Source organism: Methylobacterium sp. 2A (assembly GCF_009806555.1).
Lineage (GTDB): Bacteria > Pseudomonadota > Alphaproteobacteria > Rhizobiales > Beijerinckiaceae > Methylobacterium.
Window position 1 is genome coordinate 20,492 of the sequence record NZ_VUOK01000002.1, and the last position, 18,940, is coordinate 39,431.

Genomic DNA, 18,940 nt, shown 5'->3' on the forward strand with positions numbered 1-18,940 from the left:
GGGTGAACTTGCGTCCAGGGCCGGTTGCGATACCTCTGCACATGCCGCAAGAGGCGGTTCCGGCCAAGGCGCTCCGATGGGCGCGCGGCGAGGGCGACAACCAGAGATGACTGCGAACACCCCGACGGTCACAGGCCTTGAGCGCGACGCCCAGCAGGCGATGGGGGACCACAAGGTCCATCCCAACGAGATCGCCATCGGCGTGGTGATCGGGCGCGCCTCCGAATACTTCGACTTCTTCGTGTTCGGCATCGCCTGCGTGCTCGTCTTCCCGAAGGTCTTCTTCCCCTTCGTCGATCCGCTGAAGGGCACCCTCTACGCCTTCGCGATCTTCGCGCTGGCCTTCATCGCCCGCCCGATCGGCACCGTGATGTTCATGGCGATCGACCGGCGCCACGGCCGCAGCGTCAAGCTGACCACGGCCCTGTTCCTGCTCGGTGGATCGACCGCGGCGGTGAGCTTCCTGCCGCGCTACGACAGCATCGGCATCTCGGCGGTCTACATCCTGGCCGTCCTGCGGGTGCTCCAGGGCCTCGCGCTGGGCGGCGCCTGGGACGGGCTCGCCTCGCTGCTCGCCATGAACGCCCCCCGGGAGCGGCGCGGCTGGTACGCGATGATTCCGCAGCTCGGCGCGCCGCTGGGTTTCATGGTGGCGAGCGCCCTGTTCGCCTTCTTCCTCGTCAATCTCGACGAGGCGGATTTCATCGACTGGGGCTGGCGCTTCCCGTTCTACTGCGCCTTCACGATCAACGTGGTCGCCCTGTTCGCCCGGCTGCGCCTCGTCGCCACCGACGAATTCGCCCGGATGATGGATCTCGACCGGCTGCGCCCGGTCCCGGCCCTGGAGCTGTTCCGCCACCACGCGGGCGACGTGATCCGCGGCGCCTTCGTGCCGCTCGCGGCCTTCGCGCTGTTCCACCTCGTGACGATCTTCCCGATCGCGTGGCTGGCGCTGAACAGCACGACCCGCTCGCCGGGCGACTTCCTGATCGTGCAGTTCTCCGGCGCCATCGTGTGCGCCGGCGCGGTGGCGGCCTCCGGGCTGATCGCCGACCAGATCGGCCGCCGCAACGCCCTGATCATGAGCTCCTCGCTGATCGGCTTCTTCGCCCTCGGCAGCATCATCGCCCCGCTCCTGTTCGGCGAGAGCGCGATCGGCCAGACGATCTACGTCACGATCGGCTTCATGCTGCTCGGCCTCGCCTACGGCCAGACGGCGGGCGCGGTGACGGCTCGGCTCGGCAACCACTACCGCTATACCGGCGCGGCGCTGACCTCCGACTTCGCGTGGCTGATCGGCGCGGGCTTCGCCCCCCTGGTCGCGCTGTTCCTGTCGCAGCGCTACGGGCTGGCGATGATCGGGGTCTACCTGCTCTCCGGTGCGGTCTGCAGCCTTTTGGCGCTGTTCACCGACCGCTCGGAAATGCGCCAGATGTAGCTGGTCCGGCCCGCGGCGCGGGCCGCACGGCCCTCCGATGCCTGACGGGGACGCCGCCTTGCGCGGCACGGCTGAAGCGCCGCGTAAGCGGCATGGCAAGGGCGCCGCGTAAGCGGCCTGGGAAGACGAGACGCGTGCTGTGATCGTGACGACCCATCGACCGGACAGGACCGACACCGTGCGAGCCCGGCTCGGCCGGGGACGGCGCCTCCTGCCGCTCCTCGCCCTGCCGCTGCTCACGATGCTGGGCGGCTGCAACTTCGTGGTCCTGCATCCCGCAGGCTACGTGGCCGAGCAGCAGCGCAACCTCGTGCTGGCGGCAACCGGGCTGATGCTCCTGATCATCGTGCCGGTGATCGCCTTCACGCTGATCTTCGCGTGGCGCTACCGCGCCACCAACGAGGACGCGGTCTACGATCCCGAATGGCACCACTCGACCCAGCTCGAGGTGCTGATCTGGACGGCGCCGCTGATGATCATCATCGCGCTGGGCGCCCTGACCTGGATCGGCACCCACACCCTCGATCCGTTCCGGCCGCTGAGCAAGATCGACCCGAAGCGCGACGTCCCGGCGGGCACGCAGCCGCTGGAGATCGAGGCGGTGGCGATGGATTGGAAGTGGCTGTTCCTCTACCCGCAATACGGGATCGCCACGGTCAACGAGGTGGCCGCGCCGGTGGACCGGCCGATCCGCTTCAAGATCACCGCCACCGACGTGATGAACACGTTCTACGTGCCGACGCTCGCCGGCATGGTCTACGCGATGCCCGGCATGCAGACGCAGCTCCACGCGGTGATCAACCGCGAGGGCGCCTGGGAGGGCCGCTCCGCGCATTACAGCGGCGCCGGCTTCTCCAACATGTTCTTCAAGTTCCACGGCCTGACCAATGACGGCTTCGACCAGTGGATCGCCAAGACCAAGGCCCAGGGCGGCGACCTCAGCCAGGAGGCCTACCTGAAGCTCGAGGAGCCGAGCGAGGCCGAGCCGGCCCGCTACTACAAGTCCTACATGAAGGGCCTCTACGACCGGATCATCGGCATGTGCCCGCGCCCCGACCAGATGTGCGTCGGCGAGATGACGAAGATCGATGCCCAGGGCGGCGCCTCGGGCGAAGAGGCCGAGGCGAACTACAAGCGGCTGCAATACGACAACCGCCTCGCCGAGCGCGGCGTCGAGGGTCCCGGCGCCACGGCGCCGGCCTCCGAGACCGGCCCGCACGGCCAGACGCAGCCCGAGGGCATGAAGCCGCGGCTCGACATGGGCAACCCGGAGGTCCGGGGCCAGAAATCCCCTGACAGCCAGGGCAAGGGCTCCGGCGAGGGCCAGAGCGAGGGCGGCCAGATCGCCCCCAAGCAGCTGAACCAGTGATGCAACCCGAACCGATGATGCCGCTCCCGACGCGGGCGGACCCCACACACGAGACCGGCGGTCGCCGTCGAACCCACTGAACGGGCCGATCCCATGTTTTCAAACCTGGACCTACAGCAGCTGATCCTCGGTCGATTTACGATCGAGCAGATCCCCTATCACGAGCCGATCCTGCAGGGGACGTTCGCGGGCGTCGCCGTAGTCGGCCTCGCGGTGCTCGGGGTGATCACCTATTACCGCTTCTGGGGGCCGATGTGGCGTGACTGGATCACGTCGATCGACCACAAGAAGATCGGCATCATGTACTGCCTCTTCGCGTCCGTGATGCTGCTGCGCGGCTTCGCCGACGCGATCCTGATGCGCTCGCAGCAGGCGGTGGCCTTCGGCGAGCAGCAGGGCTTCCTGCCGCCGCACCACTACGACCAGATCTTCACCGCCCACGGCATGATCATGATCTTCTTCGTGGCGATGCCGTTCGTCACGGGGCTCATGAACTTCGCCGTGCCGCTGCAGATCGGCGCCCGCGACGTCGCCTTCCCGTTCCTGAACAACTTCAGCTTCTGGATGACGGTGGCCGGCGGCATGCTGGTGATGGTCTCGCTGTTCGTCGGCGAGTTCTCCCGCGCCACCTGGCTCGCCTACCCGCCGCTCTCGGAGGCCTCCATGAGCCCCGGCGTCGGCGTCGACTACTACATCTGGGCGCTGCAGATCGCCGGCATCGGGACGCTGCTGTCGGGCATCAACCTGATCGCCACCATCGTGAAGATGCGGGCGCCCGGCATGACCATGATGAAGCTGCCGATCTTCGTCTGGTCGTCGCTCTGCACCAACATCCTGATCGTGGCCGCCTTCCCGATCCTCACGGCCGTTCTCGCGATGCTGTCGCTCGACCGCTACGTCGGCACGCATTTCTTCACGAACGACCTCGGCGGCAACGCCATGCTGTACTTCAACCTAATCTGGATCTGGGGTCACCCGGAGGTCTACATCCTGATCCTGCCGGCCTTCGGCGTGTTCTCGGAGGTCACCTCGACCTTCTGCGGCAAGCGCCTGTTCGGCTACACCTCGATGGTCTACGCGCTGGTGGTGATCACCATCCTCGCCTACCTCGTGTGGCTGCACCACTTCTTCACGATGGGCTCGGGTGCGGACGTGAACTCGTTCTTCGGGATCACGACCATGATCATCTCGATCCCGACGGGCGCGAAGATCTTCAACTGGATGTTCACGATGTACCGCGGCCGGATCCGGTTCGAGGTGCCGATGATGTGGGTGGTGGCGTTCATCGTCACCTTCGTGATCGGCGGCATGACCGGCGTGCTGCTGGCGGTGCCCCCGGCCGACTTCGTGCTGCACAACTCGCTGTTCCTGATCGCGCACTTCCACAACGTGATCATCGGCGGCGTGCTGTTCGGCATGTTCGCCGGCGTGACCTTCTGGTTCCCCAAGGCCTTCGGCTTCAAGCTCGACGAGTTCTGGGGGAAGGTGGCGCTGGGGTTCTGGGTGACCGGGTTCTACGTCGCCTTCATGCCGCTCTACGTGCTCGGCCTGATGGGCGTGACCCGGCGCATGCAGCACTTCGACGACCCGTCGCTGCAGATCTGGTTCGTGATCGCCGCCATCGGCGCCGCGCTGATCGCCTGCGGCATCGCCTCGCAGATCGTCATGTTCGTGGTCTCGATCCGCAACCGCGACAGGCTGCGCGACCTCACGGGCGATCCGTGGGGCGGCCGGACGCTCGAATGGTCCACCTCCTCGCCGCCGCCGGACTACAACTTCGCCTTCACGCCGGTGGTCCACGATTCCGACGCGTGGTGGGACATGAAGAACCGCGGCTTCACCCGGCCGATGACCGGCTACAAGCCGATCCACATGCCCAAGAACACCGCGACCGGCGCGATCCTGGCGGGGCTGAACTTCGCCTTCGGCATCGCCATGGTCTGGTACGTGTGGTGGCTCGCGGCCTTCAGCTTCCTGGCGATCTTCGTCGTGGCGATCGCCCATACCTTCAACTACAAGCGCGACTACTACATCCCCGCCGACACGGTCAGTCGGACGGAAGGTCAGCGGACGCGCGAACTGGAGATGGCGTGATCCGATGATGCACGCGGAGACTGCACCCCCCGGCGCTGCGGCGCCGGTCTTCTACCAGACCGACGAGGAGGGCCATCATTCCGAGGGCTCGACCATGCTCGGGTTCTGGCTCTACCTGATGAGCGATTGCCTGATCTTCGCGACCCTGTTCGCGACCTACGGGGTGCTCGGGCGCAGCTACGCGGCCGGGCCGACCCCGAAGGAGCTGTTCGACCTGCCGGGCATCGCGGTGAACACCGCCATGCTGCTGTTCTCGTCCATCACCTACGGCTTCGCCATGCTGGAGATGGACCGGGACCGGGTGAAGCAGACGCAGATCTGGCTGGCGGTGACCGGCCTGTTCGGCGCGGCCTTCGTGTTCCTGGAGATCCGCGAATTCGTCCACCTGTTCCATGAGGGCGCCCCGCCCTGGCGCAGCGCCTTCCTGTCCTCGTTCTACACCCTGGTGTCGACCCACGGCCTGCACGTCTCCATGGGTATCCTGTGGCTGATCGTGCTCATGGTGCAGGTGCGCAAGCACGGCCTGATCGTGGAGAACAAGCGCCGGCTGATGTGCCTGTCGCTGTTCTGGCACTTCCTCGACCTGATCTGGATCGGGGTCTTCACCGTCGTCTACCTGATGGGAGTGCTCGAATGAGCGCCGACGTTCACCACGCGGCCGCCGCCGGGCACGGCCATCACGACGCCCACAGCGCGGGCGGGCACGGCACGTTCCAGAGCTACATGACGGGCTTCGTCCTGTCGGTGATCCTGACGGTGATCCCGTTCTGGCTGGTGATGGGCAACGTGCTCGACAACAGCCTCGTCACCACGCTCGTCATCCTGGCGCTCGGCGGCGTCCAGATGGTCGTGCACGTCATCTACTTCCTGCACATGAGCACGAAGTCGGAGGGCGGCTGGACCTTCATGGCGCTGATCTTCACCATCACGCTCGTGGTGATCATGCTCGCCGGCTCGGTGTGGGTGATGTACCACCTCAATCACAACATGATGCCGATGGATGCCCACGACGTCATGAACAACGCCCGCTGAGCGCGCGTCCGGAGATGGGTTCCACGGGGCCGAGAGGGGGGGCTGAGCCGGGCTCGGCCCCCTCCCCGGCCCCGCTCTCGTTGCTGCGGCGCGGCGTGTTCGCCGTCGGCGCGGGGCTGGTCTTCGTGGTCCTGCTCGGGCTCGGCACGTGGCAGGTGGAGCGCCGGGCCTGGAAGCTCGACCTGATCGCCCGGGTCGAGGCCCGGGTGCACGCGCCGCCCGTTCCGGCCCCCGGCCCCGCCGACTGGCCGCGCGTCGGCCCGGACGATGCCTACCGGCACGTGACGGTCTCGGGCACCTTCCTGCATGACCGCGAGACGCTGGTGCAGGCCGTCACCGAGCGTGGCGGCGGCTTCTGGGTGTTGACGCCGCTGCGCCGCCCCGATGGCAGCCTCGTGTTGATCAATCGCGGCTTCGTGCCTGGTGACCGGCGGGATCCGGCGAGCCGGATGGCCGGGCAGGTCGCGGGCGAGGCCACGGTGACCGGCCTCCTGCGGCTGACCGAGCCCAGGGGTGCGTTCCTGCGCTCCAACGATCCCAAGGACGACCGCTGGTATTCCCGGGACGTCGCCGCCATCGCGTCCGCCCGGGGCCTGAGCGACGTCGCCCCCTATTTCGTGGACGCCGACGCGACGCCCAATCCCGGCGGCCTGCCGGTGGGCGGCCTCACGGTGATCGCCTTCCCCAACAACCACCTCGTCTATGCGATCACGTGGTACGGGATGGCGCTGATGCTGGCGGGGGCGGTGGTCTACGTCCTGCGGGGCGGGCGAGCGCGAAGTCGGCTGGCCGAGGATCGCTGACGCCCGTTCGTCGTGCACGCCCCCTTTCCCGGGCGCATGCAGCGCAAGCGGAATGCGACCCGGAATCCAGGGTAAGGGGTCGCGAAGCGTCCATCCGGCCCATACGGTGCCGCTTCGGGTGCTGGATCCCGGATCAGGTTCCGCTTCGCTCCACCTGTACGGGGAAGGGCCGCGGTGATCACACCTGTCGAAGGCTCGGCCACAGGGGAGTAGCCCCCTCCGGGCGTGTCCCTATAATGGCATGATAAACGCCACAACGAGTCAATGCCATGACCTCCCGCATCCCGAACTTCGCCGAAGTCCCGCTCGCTGGCGAAACCCTCGCGATCGCGGCCCCCGTCCCTGGCGAACCCTGGATGACCCCGGAGGGCATCCCGGTGAAGGGCCGCTACGGACCTGAGGACCGGGAGGGCATCGAGTTCCTGAACACTTATCCCGGCATCGCGCCGTTCCTGCGCGGCCCCTACCCGACCATGTACGTGACCCAGCCCTGGACGATCCGGCAATATGCCGGCTTCTCCACGGCCGAGGATTCGAACGCCTTCTACCGGCGCAACCTCGCGGCCGGGCAGAAGGGCCTGTCGGTGGCCTTCGACCTCGCCACCCACCGGGGCTACGATTCCGACCATCCCCGCGTTTCGGGCGATGTCGGCATGGCGGGCGTGGCGATCGACTCGATCTACGACATGCGCACGCTGTTCTCCGGCATCCCGCTCGACGAGATGACCGTGTCGATGACGATGAACGGCGCGGTGCTGCCGATCCTCGCCCTCTACATCGTCGCCGCCGAGGAGCAGGGCGTGCCGCCGCAGAAGCTCGCCGGTACGATTCAGAACGACATTCTCAAGGAATTCATGGTCCGCAACACCTACATCTATCCCCCCAAGGGATCGATGCGGATCATCTCGGACATCTTCGCCTATACGTCGAAGAACATGCCGAAGTTCAACTCGATCTCGATCTCCGGCTATCACATGCAGGAGGCCGGGGCGACGAACGACCTCGAACTCGCCTACACGCTGGCCGACGGCGTCGAGTACATCAAGGCAGGCCTCGCCGCCGGGCTGACCATCGACCAGTTCGCGCCGCGCCTGTCGTTCTTCTGGGCGATTTCGACCAACTTCTTCATGGAGATCGCCAAGATGCGGGCCGCGCGCCTGATCTGGGCGAAGCTCGTGAAGGGGTTCGATCCCAAATCCGAAAAATCCCTGGCGCTGCGCACCCACTCGCAGACCTCGGGCTGGTCGCTCACCGCGCAGGACGTGTTCAACAACGTCACCCGCACCAACATCGAGGCGATGGCGGCGACGCAGGGCGGCACGCAGTCGCTCCACACCAACGCGCTGGACGAGGCGCTGGCGCTGCCGACCGACTTCTCGGCCCGGATCGCCCGCAACACCCAGCTGTTCCTGCAGCAGGAGAGCGGCACCACCCGGATCGTCGATCCCTGGGGCGGCTCCTACTACGTGGAGAAGCTCACCGCCGACATGGTGGCGCGCGCCTGGGAGCATATCCGCGAGGTCGATCAGCTCGGCGGCATGGCCAAGGCGATCGAGGCCGGCATCCCGAAGCTGCGGATCGAGGAGGCCGCCGCCCGGGCGCAGGCGCGGATCGATTCCGGCCGTCAGACGATCGTCGGCGTGAACAAGTTCCGGGCCGACGACGAGATGGCGATCGAGCTGCTGCGGGTCGATAACGGCAATGTCCGCCGGCTGCAGATCGACAAGCTCAAGCGCCTGCGCGCGGAGCGCGACGAGGCCGCCGTGACGGCCCGGCTCGACGCCCTCACGAAGGCCGCCGACGGCACCGGGAACCTGCTGGAACTCGCCGTCGAGGCTGCGCGCGCCAAGGCGACGGTGGGTGAGATTTCCGAGGCCCTGGAGAAGGCCTGGGGCCGGCACCGCGCCGAGATCCGCTCGATTTCCGGCGTCTACAAGCGCGAGGTGGGGGGCATGTCGCCTGTGGTCGAGGAAGTCCGGGCGCTGGTCGAGGCGTTCGAGGAGAATGATGGCCGCCGGCCGCGCATCCTGGTCGCCAAGATGGGCCAGGACGGGCACGATCGCGGCCAGAAGGTGATCGCCTCGGCCTTCGCCGATCTCGGCTTCGACGTGGATATCGGGCCGCTCTTCGCCACGCCGGCGGAGGCCGCCCGGCAGGCGGTGGAGAACGACGTGCACATCGTCGGCGTCTCGTCCCTGGCCGCCGGTCACCTGACCCTGGTGCCGGAGCTGAAGGCGGCGCTCACCGAGCAGGGTCGGGACGACGTGATGATCGCCATCGGCGGCGTCATCCCGCCGGGGGACTACGAAGCGCTGACGGCGGCGGGCGCGGCGGCGATCTTCCCGCCCGGCACGGTGATCGCCGAGGCGGCGGCCAAGCTGATCCGGGCGCTGAACGATCGGTTGGGCTACGCCGCGCGGCAGGCCGCGGAGTAGCGTTACGACGCACCTCAATGCCGTCGTCATCGCGAGCGCAGCGAAGCGACTCAGGGCAGCGCGACCTCAGTGAGCGTGGCGCTGCTGGATTGCTGCGCTCCGCTCGCAAAGACGGTTCCGTCGTCTGCTCCCCCGAAACGCCGTGAAAAAAGCCCGCCCCTGTCGCTGGGGCTGGTGACGCCGCGCCTCCGGGCGGGCATTGAGGCGCAAGATTCCGGGAGACGCCCGCTCATGACGACTCCGAAGACCGTCGCCACCACGCCCTTCCCCGACCAGAAGCCGGGGACTTCCGGCCTGCGCAAGAAGGTGCCGGTGTTCCGGCAGCCGAACTACGTCGAGAACTTCGTCCAGGCGATCTTCGACACCCTGCCCGACAAGGCGGGCGCCACCCTGGTGCTGGGCGGCGACGGCCGATTCCTCAACCGCGAGGTGGTGCAGAAGACGCTGCGGCTGGCCGCCGGCAACGGGTTCGGCCGGGTGCTGGTCGGGCAAGGCGGCCTGCTCTCGACGCCGGCCGCCTCCTGCGTGATCCGGAAGGCAAAAGCACTGGGCGGCATCGTGCTCTCGGCGAGCCACAATCCGGGCGGGCCGGAGGGCGATTTCGGCATCAAGTTCAACGCCGCCAATGGCGGGCCGGCGCCGGAATCCGTCACCAACGCCATCTTCGAGCGGGCCAAGGCGCTGACCGAATACCGCCTCGTCGAGGCGGCGGATCTCGACCTCGACACGCTCGGCGACACCCGGCTCGGCGGCATGACGGTGACGGTGATCGACCCCGTGGCCGATTACGCCGCGCTGATGCGCACGCTCATCGACTTCGACGCGGTCTCGCGCCTGTTCGCCTCCGGCTTCCGCATGCGCTTCGATGCCATGAGTGCGGTGACCGGCCCCTACGCGGTCGCGATCCTGGAAGGGATGCTCGGCGCGCCGAAGGGCACTGTGGTCAACGCGACTCCGAAAGAAGATTTCGGCGGCCACCATCCGGATCCGAACCCGGTCCATTGCCACGACCTGTTCGACCTGATGCAGGGTCCCGATGCGCCGGATTTCGGCGCGGCCTCGGACGGCGACGGCGACCGCAACATGATCGTGGCGCCTAGCCTGTTCGTGACGCCGAGCGACAGCCTCGCGCTGCTCGCCGCCCACGCCCACCGGGCCCCGGGCTATGCGGGCGGGCTTTCGGGCGTCGCCCGCTCCATGCCCACGAGCCGCGCCGCCGACCGGGTCGCGGCCGCGCTCGGCATCAAGGCCTACGAGACCCCCACGGGCTGGAAGTTTTTTGGCAACCTGCTGGATGCGGGCCTCATCACCCTCTGTGGCGAGGAGAGCGCCGGCACCGGCTCGAACCATGTGCGCGAGAAGGACGGGCTCTGGGCGGTGCTGCTCTGGCTCAACATCCTGGCGGCCACGGGCGAGCGGGCCGACGCGCTGGTTCGGGCGCATTGGCGGACCTACGGCCGCGACTACTATGCCCGGCACGACTACGAAGAAGTCGATTCAGAGGCCGCCAACGGCCTGATGGACGCCCTTCGTGGGAAACTCGCCGGGCTGCCGGGCACGCGGATCGGCGATCTCACGGTGTCGACGGCCGACGAGTTCGCCTATCGCGATCCGGTGGACGGCTCGCTCACCGAGCGCCAGGGCATCCGGATCGGCTTCGCCGAGGATGCGCGGGCGGTGTTCCGGCTTTCGGGCACCGGCACCGCCGGGGCGACGCTGCGGGTCTATCTGGAACGCTACGAGAACGCGCCCGACCGGCTCGACTTGGCCGTGGCCGAGGTCCTGGCCCCGGTGGCGGCGGCGGCCCGCGCGATCGCCGAGATCGAGCCGCGGACCGGTCGCTCCGCGCCGAGCGTCGTCACCTGAACGGGGGTCCCAAAGGGCCGTGCCCAGCCCTTTTAAGGTGTTTGCGGAAGCAACGAGACAGGGGCCAAGCGCACTCTCCTCCCCCTTGTGGGGAGGAGTTGGAGGTGGGGGTGGTGCAGACGGCACGGCTGCGCCTCATCCTGCACCACCCCCACCCCTGGCCCCTCCCCACAAGGGGGAGGGGAAAAGGCGGTGCTCTTTCAGGATGTTAGAGCCACGACTTGCGATTTTCGCAGCTAGCCCAAACACCTTAAAAGGGCTGGGCCATGCCCTTTGGCGGGGTGTCGGGGCGGAGCCCCGGCATCGCTGCCACGGCGTGGCGGCATCGACGGTCAAGCTGCGGGCATGCCGATGCCGGCAATCTCCTTCACCATGTGCACGGTGACGTCGTCATCCCGGGTTCGGCCTGGGCCGGCATAGGGTTCCTCCCGCTCCACCCGGTAGCCGAGCGCGCCGTAGAGGCGCAGGTTCGCGACGTATTTCTTGTTGGTGTAGAGGCGCAGCCGCCCGAGCCCCGCCTCGACCGCGACGCCGTCCGCCAGCCCCATCAACCGGGTGCCGAAGCCCCGGCCCTGGCAGGCTGGGTGCACTGCGACGTTGACGACCAGCAGATGGTCGGCCTCGGCCTTCGTCTCGATCAGGCCGGCGAGATCCGGGCCGGCCAGCAGCAGGTCGAAGCGGTTCTGCAGCACCGCCTGCCCGTAATCCGCCTGCATCGGCGTCGGCAGGCGGCCGATCACCGGGATCCACTTGGCGTAGGCTGCCGCGACCAGCGCCCGGATCGCCGCCGCGTCCGTTGGCCCGCCGCGCCGGACCGCGACTGATTCGTCCATCTGGCCTCTCATGGTTGACCGCACGGCCGCCTTCCCCTAAGACGCAGCCCGTCGATGGGGCTCCGCACGGGGCCCCTTGGCGTTTTCACGCGCACCCGTGGGCGGGATCCCCCGCCCTGTCGTCCCGGGCCTTCGTCCGGGAAAAGGAGGGCGCGTTCCTCAATCCCGTCACGCGAGGACGCGAAACATGTCGAAGCGGATTCAGGCCAAGCACAAGCTCGACCGCCGCATGGGCCAGAACATCTGGGGCCGCCCGAAGAGCCCCGTCAACCGCCGCGAGTACGGCCCCGGCCAGCACGGCCAGCGCCGCAAGGGCAAGATGAGCGACTTCGGCACGCAGCTGCGCGCCAAGCAGAAGCTCAAGGGCTATTACGGCAACATCACCGAGAAGCAGTTCCGCCGCTACTACGCCGAGGCGATCCGCCTGCGCGGCGATTCGGGCGAGAACCTGATCGGCCTGCTCGAGCGCCGCCTCGATGCCGTGGTCTACCGGGCGAAGTTCGTCGCCACCCCGTTCGCCGCGCGCCAGTTCGTGAACCACGGCCACGTCAAGGTGAACGGCGTGCGCGTCAACATCCCGAGCTACCAGGTGAAGGCCGGCGACCTCATCGAGGTCAAGGAATCGTCCCGCCAGCTCGAGATCGTCGTCGTGGCGACGCAGCTCTCCGAGCGCGACGTGCCGGACTACATCGAGGCCGACCACGCCAAGATGACCGCCCGCGTCACCCGCATCCCGAGCCTGTCCGAGGTGCCTTACCCGGTGCAGATGGAGCCGAACCTCGTCATCGAGTTCTACTCCCGCTAAGATCCGACCGGAGACGGTCGCGACGGAGGGGCTGCCCATCGGGCGGCCCCTTCGCGTTTTCCGCTTTCAGCAACCGTGGCAGATCGAGCCCATCGTGTTGCGCATCTTGCTGTCCCAGGCCTTCGAACGGGCCTCCGCGGCCTTCTGGGCCTTGATCATCTCGGCCTCGTTCACGGGGCGCGGCATCCCGGTCGCTGCGGCGCTGCCCGGCGGCTTGGTCTGACCGGTGGCCGTGACCCGGCGGCCGCCGACGATGGGACCGGTCGGTGCGGCGGGGCCGGGATTCGTGCCCGGGGCCGGGCTCTGGGCGAGCGCCGGCACCGGCCCGAGCAGGAGGCCCAGGATCGCCGCGCGACGAAGACTTGCACGGTGACGACTTGCCGTATGACGAAGACCTGACATTCACCTGCTCTCCGCGGTGGAGGATCCCTGTCCACGCCACCTGATCCGGCGTGATCCTAACCGATCCCGGCGTTGAAATCATGCTATCGGCAGGTCTTCGATGAGCGACGCATCCCCGCCCCGGAACCGCCGCGAAGCCGTCGCCCAGGCGTTGGCGCGGCTCGCCCCGCGCCTGCCGGCCTTCGAGGCCGAGGCCGCCCTCGACCGGGCGCTGGCGAGCCCGGGTCTGCGCCGGGCCGCCCCCGAGACCGCGGCACGCCTCGCCCTCGTGACCTATGCCCGCCACGTCTTCACCGATTACGACGACCTTCTGGCCGACGGATATGACCGGGACAGCGCCCGGCACTTCGTGCTCGACGATCTCAACGCGGCGCTCGTCGCCTGGGGTGCCACACCGATTCCCGAGGCGGAGGCTGAGCAGGAAGCCGAGGCAGCGGACGGGGGCGAGCCGCACAGGAATCCGGACCCGGATCTGCACTGAGAGGCGGTCGCGCGCAGGCGGGTCTTGCTGTAGGAGACCGGCCGGGCCGCCCGGTGCGGCTCGGAGAATCGGCAAACCATGAAGATCAGCGCACGCAACGTCATCAAGGGCACGGTTGTCTCGGTCGACAAGGGCGCGACCACGTCCCACGTGAAGATCGAGATCAGCCCCGGCCAAGTGGTCACGGCCTCGATCACCAACGAGGCGGTCGACTCCCTCAAGCTCGTCGCCGGCGGCTCCGCTTACGCGGTGATCAAGGCCTCCGATGTGATGGTGGCGGTCGACTGAAGCGACAGGATCCCTGAATCGCTGGGTCGGGGACGGGGTGGCGATTGCCTCCCGGCCCCTGCCCTCATCCTGGTTTCGAAAGGTCGAGACCTTTCGCGGGTCCAGGGCAGAGCCCTGGTGTCGGGCTGCACCCGAGACAGTTAGGGCTTTGCCCCGACACCCCACCAAAGGGCTGAAGCCCTTTGGAAACCCTAGGCTCTGAGACGCTTCAGCCGTTGCGGAACGTGTAGCTGTAGCCGTTCAGCGCCGGCGCACCGCCGAGATGGGCGTAGAGCACCTTCGAGCCCTTCGGGAAGAACCCCTTCTTCACGAGGTCGATCATGCCCTGCATCGACTTCCCCTCGTAGACCGGGTCGGTGATCATCCCCTCGAGGCGGGCCGAGAGCCGGATCGCCTCCACGGTCTCCTTCGAGGGCACGCCGTAGACCGGGTAGGCGTAATCCTCGTTGAGCACCACGTCATCGGCCACGATGTCGCCGGCGCCGACGAGCGCCGCGGTGTTCCGGGCGATGTCGAGCACCTGGGCCTTGGTCTGGGCCGGGGTGCAGGAGGCGTCGATGCCGATGACGTTGCGGGCGCGCCCGTCGGTCGAGAAGCCCACCAGCATGCCGGCATGGGTCGAGCCCGTGACGGTGCAGACCACCACGTAATCGAAGCGCAGGCCCATCTCGGCCTCTTGGCGGCGCACCTCCTCGGCGAAGCCGACATAGCCGAGGCCGCCGTACTTGTGCACCGAGGCACCGGCCGGAATGGCGTAGGGCTTGCCCCCCTCGGCCTCGACCTCGGCGAGCGCCCGCTTCCACGAATCGCGGATGCCGATGTCGAAGCCGTCATCCACAAGCTGCGTCTGCGCGCCCATGATGCGCGACAGGAGGATGTTGCCGACCCGGTCGTAGACCGCGTCCTCATGCGGCACCCAGGCCTCCTGGATCAGCCGGCACTTCATCCCGAGCTTGGCGGCCACCGCGGCGACCATGCGGGTGTGGTTCGACTGCACCCCGCCGATCGACACCAGCGTGTCGGCCCCGCTCGCGATGGCATCCGGCACGATGTATTCGAGCTTGCGCAGCTTGTTGCCGCCGTAGGCGAGACCGGAATTGCAATCCTCGCGCTTGGCGTAGAGCTCGACCTCGCCGCCGAGATGGGCGGTCAGGCGCTTCAGCGGCTCGATCGGCGTCGGACCGAAGGTGAGGGGATAGCGCTCGAACTTGTCCAGCATCGGGTCTCTCCGGGTCTCGGGACGCGCTCCCGGCCACGGACACTCCCCATCCGGCCGCACGCGTCGAAGCGCGGCCTCGACGACGGCCCGGCTCAGGGCCCGGCTCCGTCTTCGAGGCGCAGGGGAAAGTACCCGATCCGCGATGAAAGGTGCTCTCGATCTTCCGATCCGGAAGAACGGCAGCTTGCGCTGCCACGCTGATTGAAGGCAGAGAATTCCGGATCGGATGCCGTTCCTGAAAGGATCGTCCATGTCCGCAGGGCTCGACCGGGTCGACCAGAAGATCCTGCGCCTGCTCCAGTCGGACGGGCGCATGGCCAATGCCGAGATTGCCGAGCGCGTCGGCACCAGCGCGGCCACCTGCCATCGCCGGATCCAGCGCCTGTTCACCGAGGGGTTCGTGCGGGCGGTGCGGGCGCTGATCGACCCGATGCGGGTCGGGCGCGGCACCCTGGTCTTCGTCGGCGTCGTGCTCGACCGCTCGACGCCCGAGAGTTTTTCCGAGTTCGAGGCGGCCGTTCGGGCTATCCCCGCGCTCCTCGATTGCCATCTCGTGGCCGGCGACTTCGACTACATGCTGAAGATCCGGGTCTCCGACATGGCCGACTTCAACCGCCTCCACAGCGCCACGCTGATCGGCCTGCCCGGGGTGCGCCAGACCCGGACCTTCTTCGTGATGAAGGAGGTGATCGACAACGCGCCGCTCGACCTGTGAGGCCGCCTACCCCTCCCCGCGCCGCGCCTTGCGCAGGGCCTCCCAGCGGTCGAGCCGCTCGGCGATGCGGCTCTCGTAGCCGCGTTCGGTCGGCTGATAGAGGTGCTGGCGCCCCAGCGCGTCGGGCCAGTAATCCTGGCCCGAGAAGGCGTCGGGCTCATCGTGGTCGTAGCGGTAGCCCTCGCCGTAGCCGATCCGCTTCATCAGCTTGGTCGGCGCGTTGAGGATGGTGCGCGGGGGCGGCAGGGAGCCGGCCTCCTTGGCAAGACGCGTCGCGGCCTTGTAGGCCTCGTAGACGGCGTTCGATTTCGGCGCGCAGGCGAGGTAGATCGCCGCCTGGGCGAGCGCCAATTCGCCCTCGGGGCTGCCCAGGAAATCGAACGCGTCCTTGGCGGCGTTGGCCACAACAAGGGCCTGCGGGTCGGCGAGGCCGATATCCTCCACCGCCATGCGCACCAGCCGGCGGGCGATGAACAGCCGGTCCTCGCCGGCATCGAGCATCCGGCAGAGATAGTAGAGCGCCGCGTCCGGATCCGAGCCGCGCACGGTCTTATGCAGCGCCGAGATCAGGTTGTAATGGCCCTCCTGCGCCTTGTCGTAGATCGGCGCCCGCCGCTGCACGATCTTTTGTAGCTCTTCCGCGTCGAGGGTCTCGCCCGGGCCGGCCGAGCGCCAGACCTCCTCGGCCAGGGTCAGCGCCGCGCGGCCGTCGCCGTCGGCCATGCGGACCAGCACGCCCCGCGCCTCCTCGGTCAGCGGCAGGGCCTGCCCGGTCAGCGCCTCGGCCCGGACCAGCAGCCGCGCGATGGCGCCCGGATCGAGCGCCCGGAACAGCAGAACCCGGGCCCGGGACAGGAGCGCGGCGTTCAGCTCGAAGGAGGGGTTCTCCGTCGTCGCGCCCACCAGCGTGACGGTGCCGTCCTCCATCACGGGCAGGAAGGCGTCGAGCTGCGCCCGGTTGAACCGGTGGATCTCGTCGACGAACAGCAGGGTGCCCTGCCCGGTCGCCCGGCGCTTGCGGGCGGCCTCGAACACCTTGCGCAGATCGGGCACGCCCGAAAAGATCGCCGAGATCTGCTCGAAATGCAGGTCGGTGCCCTGGGCGAGCAGCCGCGCCACCGTGGTCTTGCCGGTGCCGGGCGGTCCCCAGAAGATCAGCGAGCCGAGGGTCCGTCCGCGCAGCAGACGCGTGAGCGCCCCGCCCTCCCCGGTCAGGTGCTCCTGGCCGACCACCTCGGCGAGGGTTTGCGGGCGCAGCCGGTCCGCGAGGGGCCGGGCGGCCTCGGCACCGGAGGTGCGGCCGGTATCCGGCGTCGAGGGCGGCTCCGCGGAGGCGAACAGGTCGGACATCCGCGCATCAACACCGGGCGCGGGCCCGGGTGCAAGCCGGTCGCCCGCGATCGCGCGGGATCAGCCCCCGAACACCGAGGTCAGGATCTCGCCGTTCCGGTTGATCGCCACCTCCCAGGAATTGAGGCTGTTGCGGGTGACCCGGTCGAGATCCTTGGTGGTCGCGATCGGCACGCCGTTGACCGCCACGATCACGTCGCCCTTCTGCAGCCCGACCCGGGCCGCGACGGAATTCTCGTCCACCGCCTGGATCACCACCCCGTCCGTCTCGAAATCGACCTGCATCTCCTCGGCCACGGCCGGCGAGGTGTTGACCAGCGTCGCGCCCAGGAAGGGCGAGCGGGTCTTCACCTTGAGCGCGTCCCGCGGGCGCGTCTCCGGAGCGGGGCTGAGCTTCACCGACACCGTCTGGCGGGTGGTGCCGCGCAGGATGCCGAACCGGGTCTGGCCCTGGATGCCCTTCAGCGCGAAGCGGTAGCCGAACGCCTCCGGATCGGCGACCTCCTGTCCGTCGACCGTGAGGATCAGGTCGCCGCGCTTCAGGCCGGCCTCCTCGGCCGGGCTCTTGGCCTGCAGGCTTGCCACCAGCACGCCGGTCGGATGGTCGAGGCCCATGCTGTCGGCGATGTCGGGGGTGACGCTCTGGATCCGCGCCCCGAGCCAGGGCCGCCGCACCACGCTCGCCCCCTCGCGGGCGGCGTCGACCACCGCCTTGACCATGCCCACGGGAATCGCGAAGCCGATGCCGTGGCTGCCGCCCGATTGCGAGTAGATCGCGGTGTTGATGCCGACCAGCTGCCCTTTCAGGTCGACCAGCGCGCCGCCGGAATTGCCCGGGTTGATCGCCGCGTCGGTCTGGATGAAGTATTGGTAGTCCGCCGAGCCGACCTGCGTGCGCGCCAGCGCCGAGACGATGCCCTGCGTCACCGTCTGGCCGACGCCGAACGGGTTGCCGATCGCCATCACGAAGTCGCCGACCTCCAGGGCGTCGGCGTCGCCGAACGGCATCGGCACGAGGCCCTTCGGCGCGTCCTTGATCTTGAGCACCGCGAGGTCGGTGCGGGTGTCGCGCATCACGATCGCGGCCTCGAACTCGCGCCGGTCGGCGAGCGCGATCCGCACCTCGTTCATGTTGTCGATGACGTGGTTGTTGGTGATGACGAGGCCGTCGGCATCGACCAGCACGCCCGAGCCCAGGGATTTCTGCGCCCGGTCGCCCCGAGGGCCGCGGCCGCCCTCCGGCTCGCCGAAGAAGCGGCGCATGAACTCCTCCATGGCGCTGGTGCGCGCGCTGGAGCGCTTGTCCACGTGGGAGGCGTAGACGTTCACCACCGAGGGCGCCGCCCGCTTCACCACGGGGGCGAAGGAGAGCTGCACGTCGGCCTTGCTGAGGGGCACGACCTTGCTGGCGGTCCCCTCCTTCGCGCTCTCCGTGCGCGCCATCTGAGCCGCGGCCGGTCCGGCGGCCAGCAGGGCGGCGACGAGGGCAGGCAGGGCGAGGCGGGTCAGCATACAGGGCTCCGACGTCAGGGCGCGCACGCCGCCTGGGAACCAGGGGACGCGCACGCTGAGGCCTACGCTATCGAGGCCGATTGCGGCAGGTCCGCGACACCTTCGCCGCACGCCGCCCCCTGATCAGCAGAGCGCGGCCGAGTTGATCCGGAAGCCGAACAGCAGAAAGCCCGCGGAGCGGTGAGCTCTGCGGGCTTCTTGTTGGGGTCTGTGTCGTGGTGTTTGGTTGCGGGGACAGGATTTGAACCTGTGACCTTCAGGTTATGAGCCTGACGAGCTACCGGGCTGCTCCACCCCG

General features: G+C 68.4%; 17 protein-coding genes. 12 read left to right on the top strand and 5 right to left on the bottom strand.

Features of this window, described 5'->3' with window-relative positions:
• Nucleotides 1-106: 106 nt before the first annotated feature.
• From FVE89_RS00135 to FVE89_RS00170, 8 genes are all read left to right on the top strand, one after another.
• Nucleotides 107-1,438, top strand: a complete 1,332-nt coding sequence (locus tag FVE89_RS00135) for an MFS transporter (RefSeq protein WP_160532244.1) — start codon at nucleotides 107-109, stop codon at nucleotides 1,436-1,438.
• A gap of 139 nt (nucleotides 1,439-1,577) precedes the next feature.
• On the top strand, nucleotides 1,578-2,807 hold the full coding sequence (gene cyoA, locus FVE89_RS00140) for a ubiquinol oxidase subunit II (protein WP_348644661.1): 1,230 nt from the start codon (nucleotides 1,578-1,580) through the stop codon (nucleotides 2,805-2,807).
• Between the two features lie 93 nt (nucleotides 2,808-2,900).
• A complete protein-coding gene (cyoB, locus tag FVE89_RS00145) occupies nucleotides 2,901-4,901 on the top strand; it encodes a cytochrome o ubiquinol oxidase subunit I (protein WP_160532246.1) in 2,001 nt (666 codons plus the stop codon).
• Between the two features lie 4 nt (nucleotides 4,902-4,905).
• Nucleotides 4,906-5,538 carry a cytochrome o ubiquinol oxidase subunit III gene (gene cyoC / locus FVE89_RS00150; protein WP_160532247.1) on the top strand — a complete coding sequence of 211 codons (633 nt, stop codon included), beginning with the start codon at nucleotides 4,906-4,908 and terminating at the stop codon, nucleotides 5,536-5,538.
• Entirely contained in the window at nucleotides 5,535-5,933 is a 399-nt protein-coding gene (gene cyoD / locus FVE89_RS00155) for a cytochrome o ubiquinol oxidase subunit IV (RefSeq protein WP_160532248.1), read from the top strand. Before cyoC ends, cyoD begins: the two co-directional genes overlap by 4 nt.
• An 80-nt stretch (nucleotides 5,934-6,013) precedes the next feature.
• A complete protein-coding gene (locus tag FVE89_RS00160) occupies nucleotides 6,014-6,736 on the top strand; it encodes an SURF1 family protein (RefSeq protein WP_160532260.1) in 723 nt (240 codons plus the stop codon).
• A gap of 269 nt (nucleotides 6,737-7,005) precedes the next feature.
• Entirely contained in the window at nucleotides 7,006-9,171 is a 2,166-nt protein-coding gene (scpA, locus tag FVE89_RS00165; RefSeq protein WP_160532249.1) for a methylmalonyl-CoA mutase, read from the top strand.
• A gap of 231 nt (nucleotides 9,172-9,402) precedes the next feature.
• Nucleotides 9,403-11,037, top strand: coding sequence for an alpha-D-glucose phosphate-specific phosphoglucomutase (locus FVE89_RS00170; RefSeq protein WP_160532250.1), 1,635 nt, complete (start codon nucleotides 9,403-9,405; stop codon nucleotides 11,035-11,037).
• A gap of 332 nt (nucleotides 11,038-11,369) precedes the next feature.
• Here FVE89_RS00170 and FVE89_RS00175 read toward each other — a convergent pair whose 3' ends face one another.
• Complete coding sequence (locus FVE89_RS00175; RefSeq protein ID WP_160532251.1) at nucleotides 11,370-11,870, bottom strand: GNAT family N-acetyltransferase; 501 nt, start codon at nucleotides 11,868-11,870, stop codon at nucleotides 11,370-11,372.
• A 187-nt stretch (nucleotides 11,871-12,057) separates the two neighbouring features.
• On the opposite strand from FVE89_RS00175, the gene rpsD reads away from it, so the two are divergent.
• Complete coding sequence (gene rpsD, locus FVE89_RS00180) at nucleotides 12,058-12,675, top strand: 30S ribosomal protein S4 (protein WP_160532252.1); 618 nt, start codon at nucleotides 12,058-12,060, stop codon at nucleotides 12,673-12,675.
• 66 nt (nucleotides 12,676-12,741) lie between these two features.
• Here the strand turns inward: rpsD and FVE89_RS00185 are convergent, their stop codons facing one another.
• The gene (locus FVE89_RS00185) at nucleotides 12,742-13,077 is read right to left on the bottom strand and encodes a hypothetical protein (protein WP_160532253.1); all 336 of its coding nucleotides are present in this window, start codon (nucleotides 13,075-13,077) and stop codon (nucleotides 12,742-12,744) included.
• Between the two features lie 100 nt (nucleotides 13,078-13,177).
• Between FVE89_RS00185 and FVE89_RS00190 the strand changes: the two genes are divergently transcribed.
• Complete coding sequence (locus FVE89_RS00190; protein ID WP_246730421.1) at nucleotides 13,178-13,558, top strand: DUF2293 domain-containing protein; 381 nt, start codon at nucleotides 13,178-13,180, stop codon at nucleotides 13,556-13,558.
• 78 nt (nucleotides 13,559-13,636) lie between these two features.
• Nucleotides 13,637-13,846, top strand: a complete 210-nt coding sequence (locus FVE89_RS00195; protein WP_091716741.1) for a TOBE domain-containing protein — start codon at nucleotides 13,637-13,639, stop codon at nucleotides 13,844-13,846.
• 208 nt (nucleotides 13,847-14,054) lie between these two features.
• Here the strand turns inward: FVE89_RS00195 and FVE89_RS00200 are convergent, their stop codons facing one another.
• The gene (locus FVE89_RS00200; protein ID WP_160532254.1) at nucleotides 14,055-15,065 is read right to left on the bottom strand and encodes a 1-aminocyclopropane-1-carboxylate deaminase; all 1,011 of its coding nucleotides are present in this window, start codon (nucleotides 15,063-15,065) and stop codon (nucleotides 14,055-14,057) included.
• Between the two features lie 250 nt (nucleotides 15,066-15,315).
• Here FVE89_RS00200 and FVE89_RS00205 point away from each other — a divergent pair, with 250 nt between their 5' ends.
• Entirely contained in the window at nucleotides 15,316-15,780 is a 465-nt protein-coding gene (locus FVE89_RS00205) for an Lrp/AsnC ligand binding domain-containing protein (protein WP_160532255.1), read from the top strand.
• A gap of 6 nt (nucleotides 15,781-15,786) precedes the next feature.
• Here FVE89_RS00205 and FVE89_RS00210 read toward each other — a convergent pair whose 3' ends face one another.
• Nucleotides 15,787-17,130, bottom strand: a complete 1,344-nt coding sequence (locus FVE89_RS00210) for a replication-associated recombination protein A (protein ID WP_160532256.1) — start codon at nucleotides 17,128-17,130, stop codon at nucleotides 15,787-15,789.
• Nucleotides 17,131-17,190: 60 nt separating this feature from the next.
• Nucleotides 17,191-18,642 (bottom strand): Do family serine endopeptidase, encoded by a 1,452-nt coding sequence (locus FVE89_RS00215; RefSeq protein ID WP_160532257.1) that lies wholly within the window; start codon nucleotides 18,640-18,642, stop codon nucleotides 17,191-17,193.
• Nucleotides 18,643-18,940 lie beyond the last annotated feature (298 nt).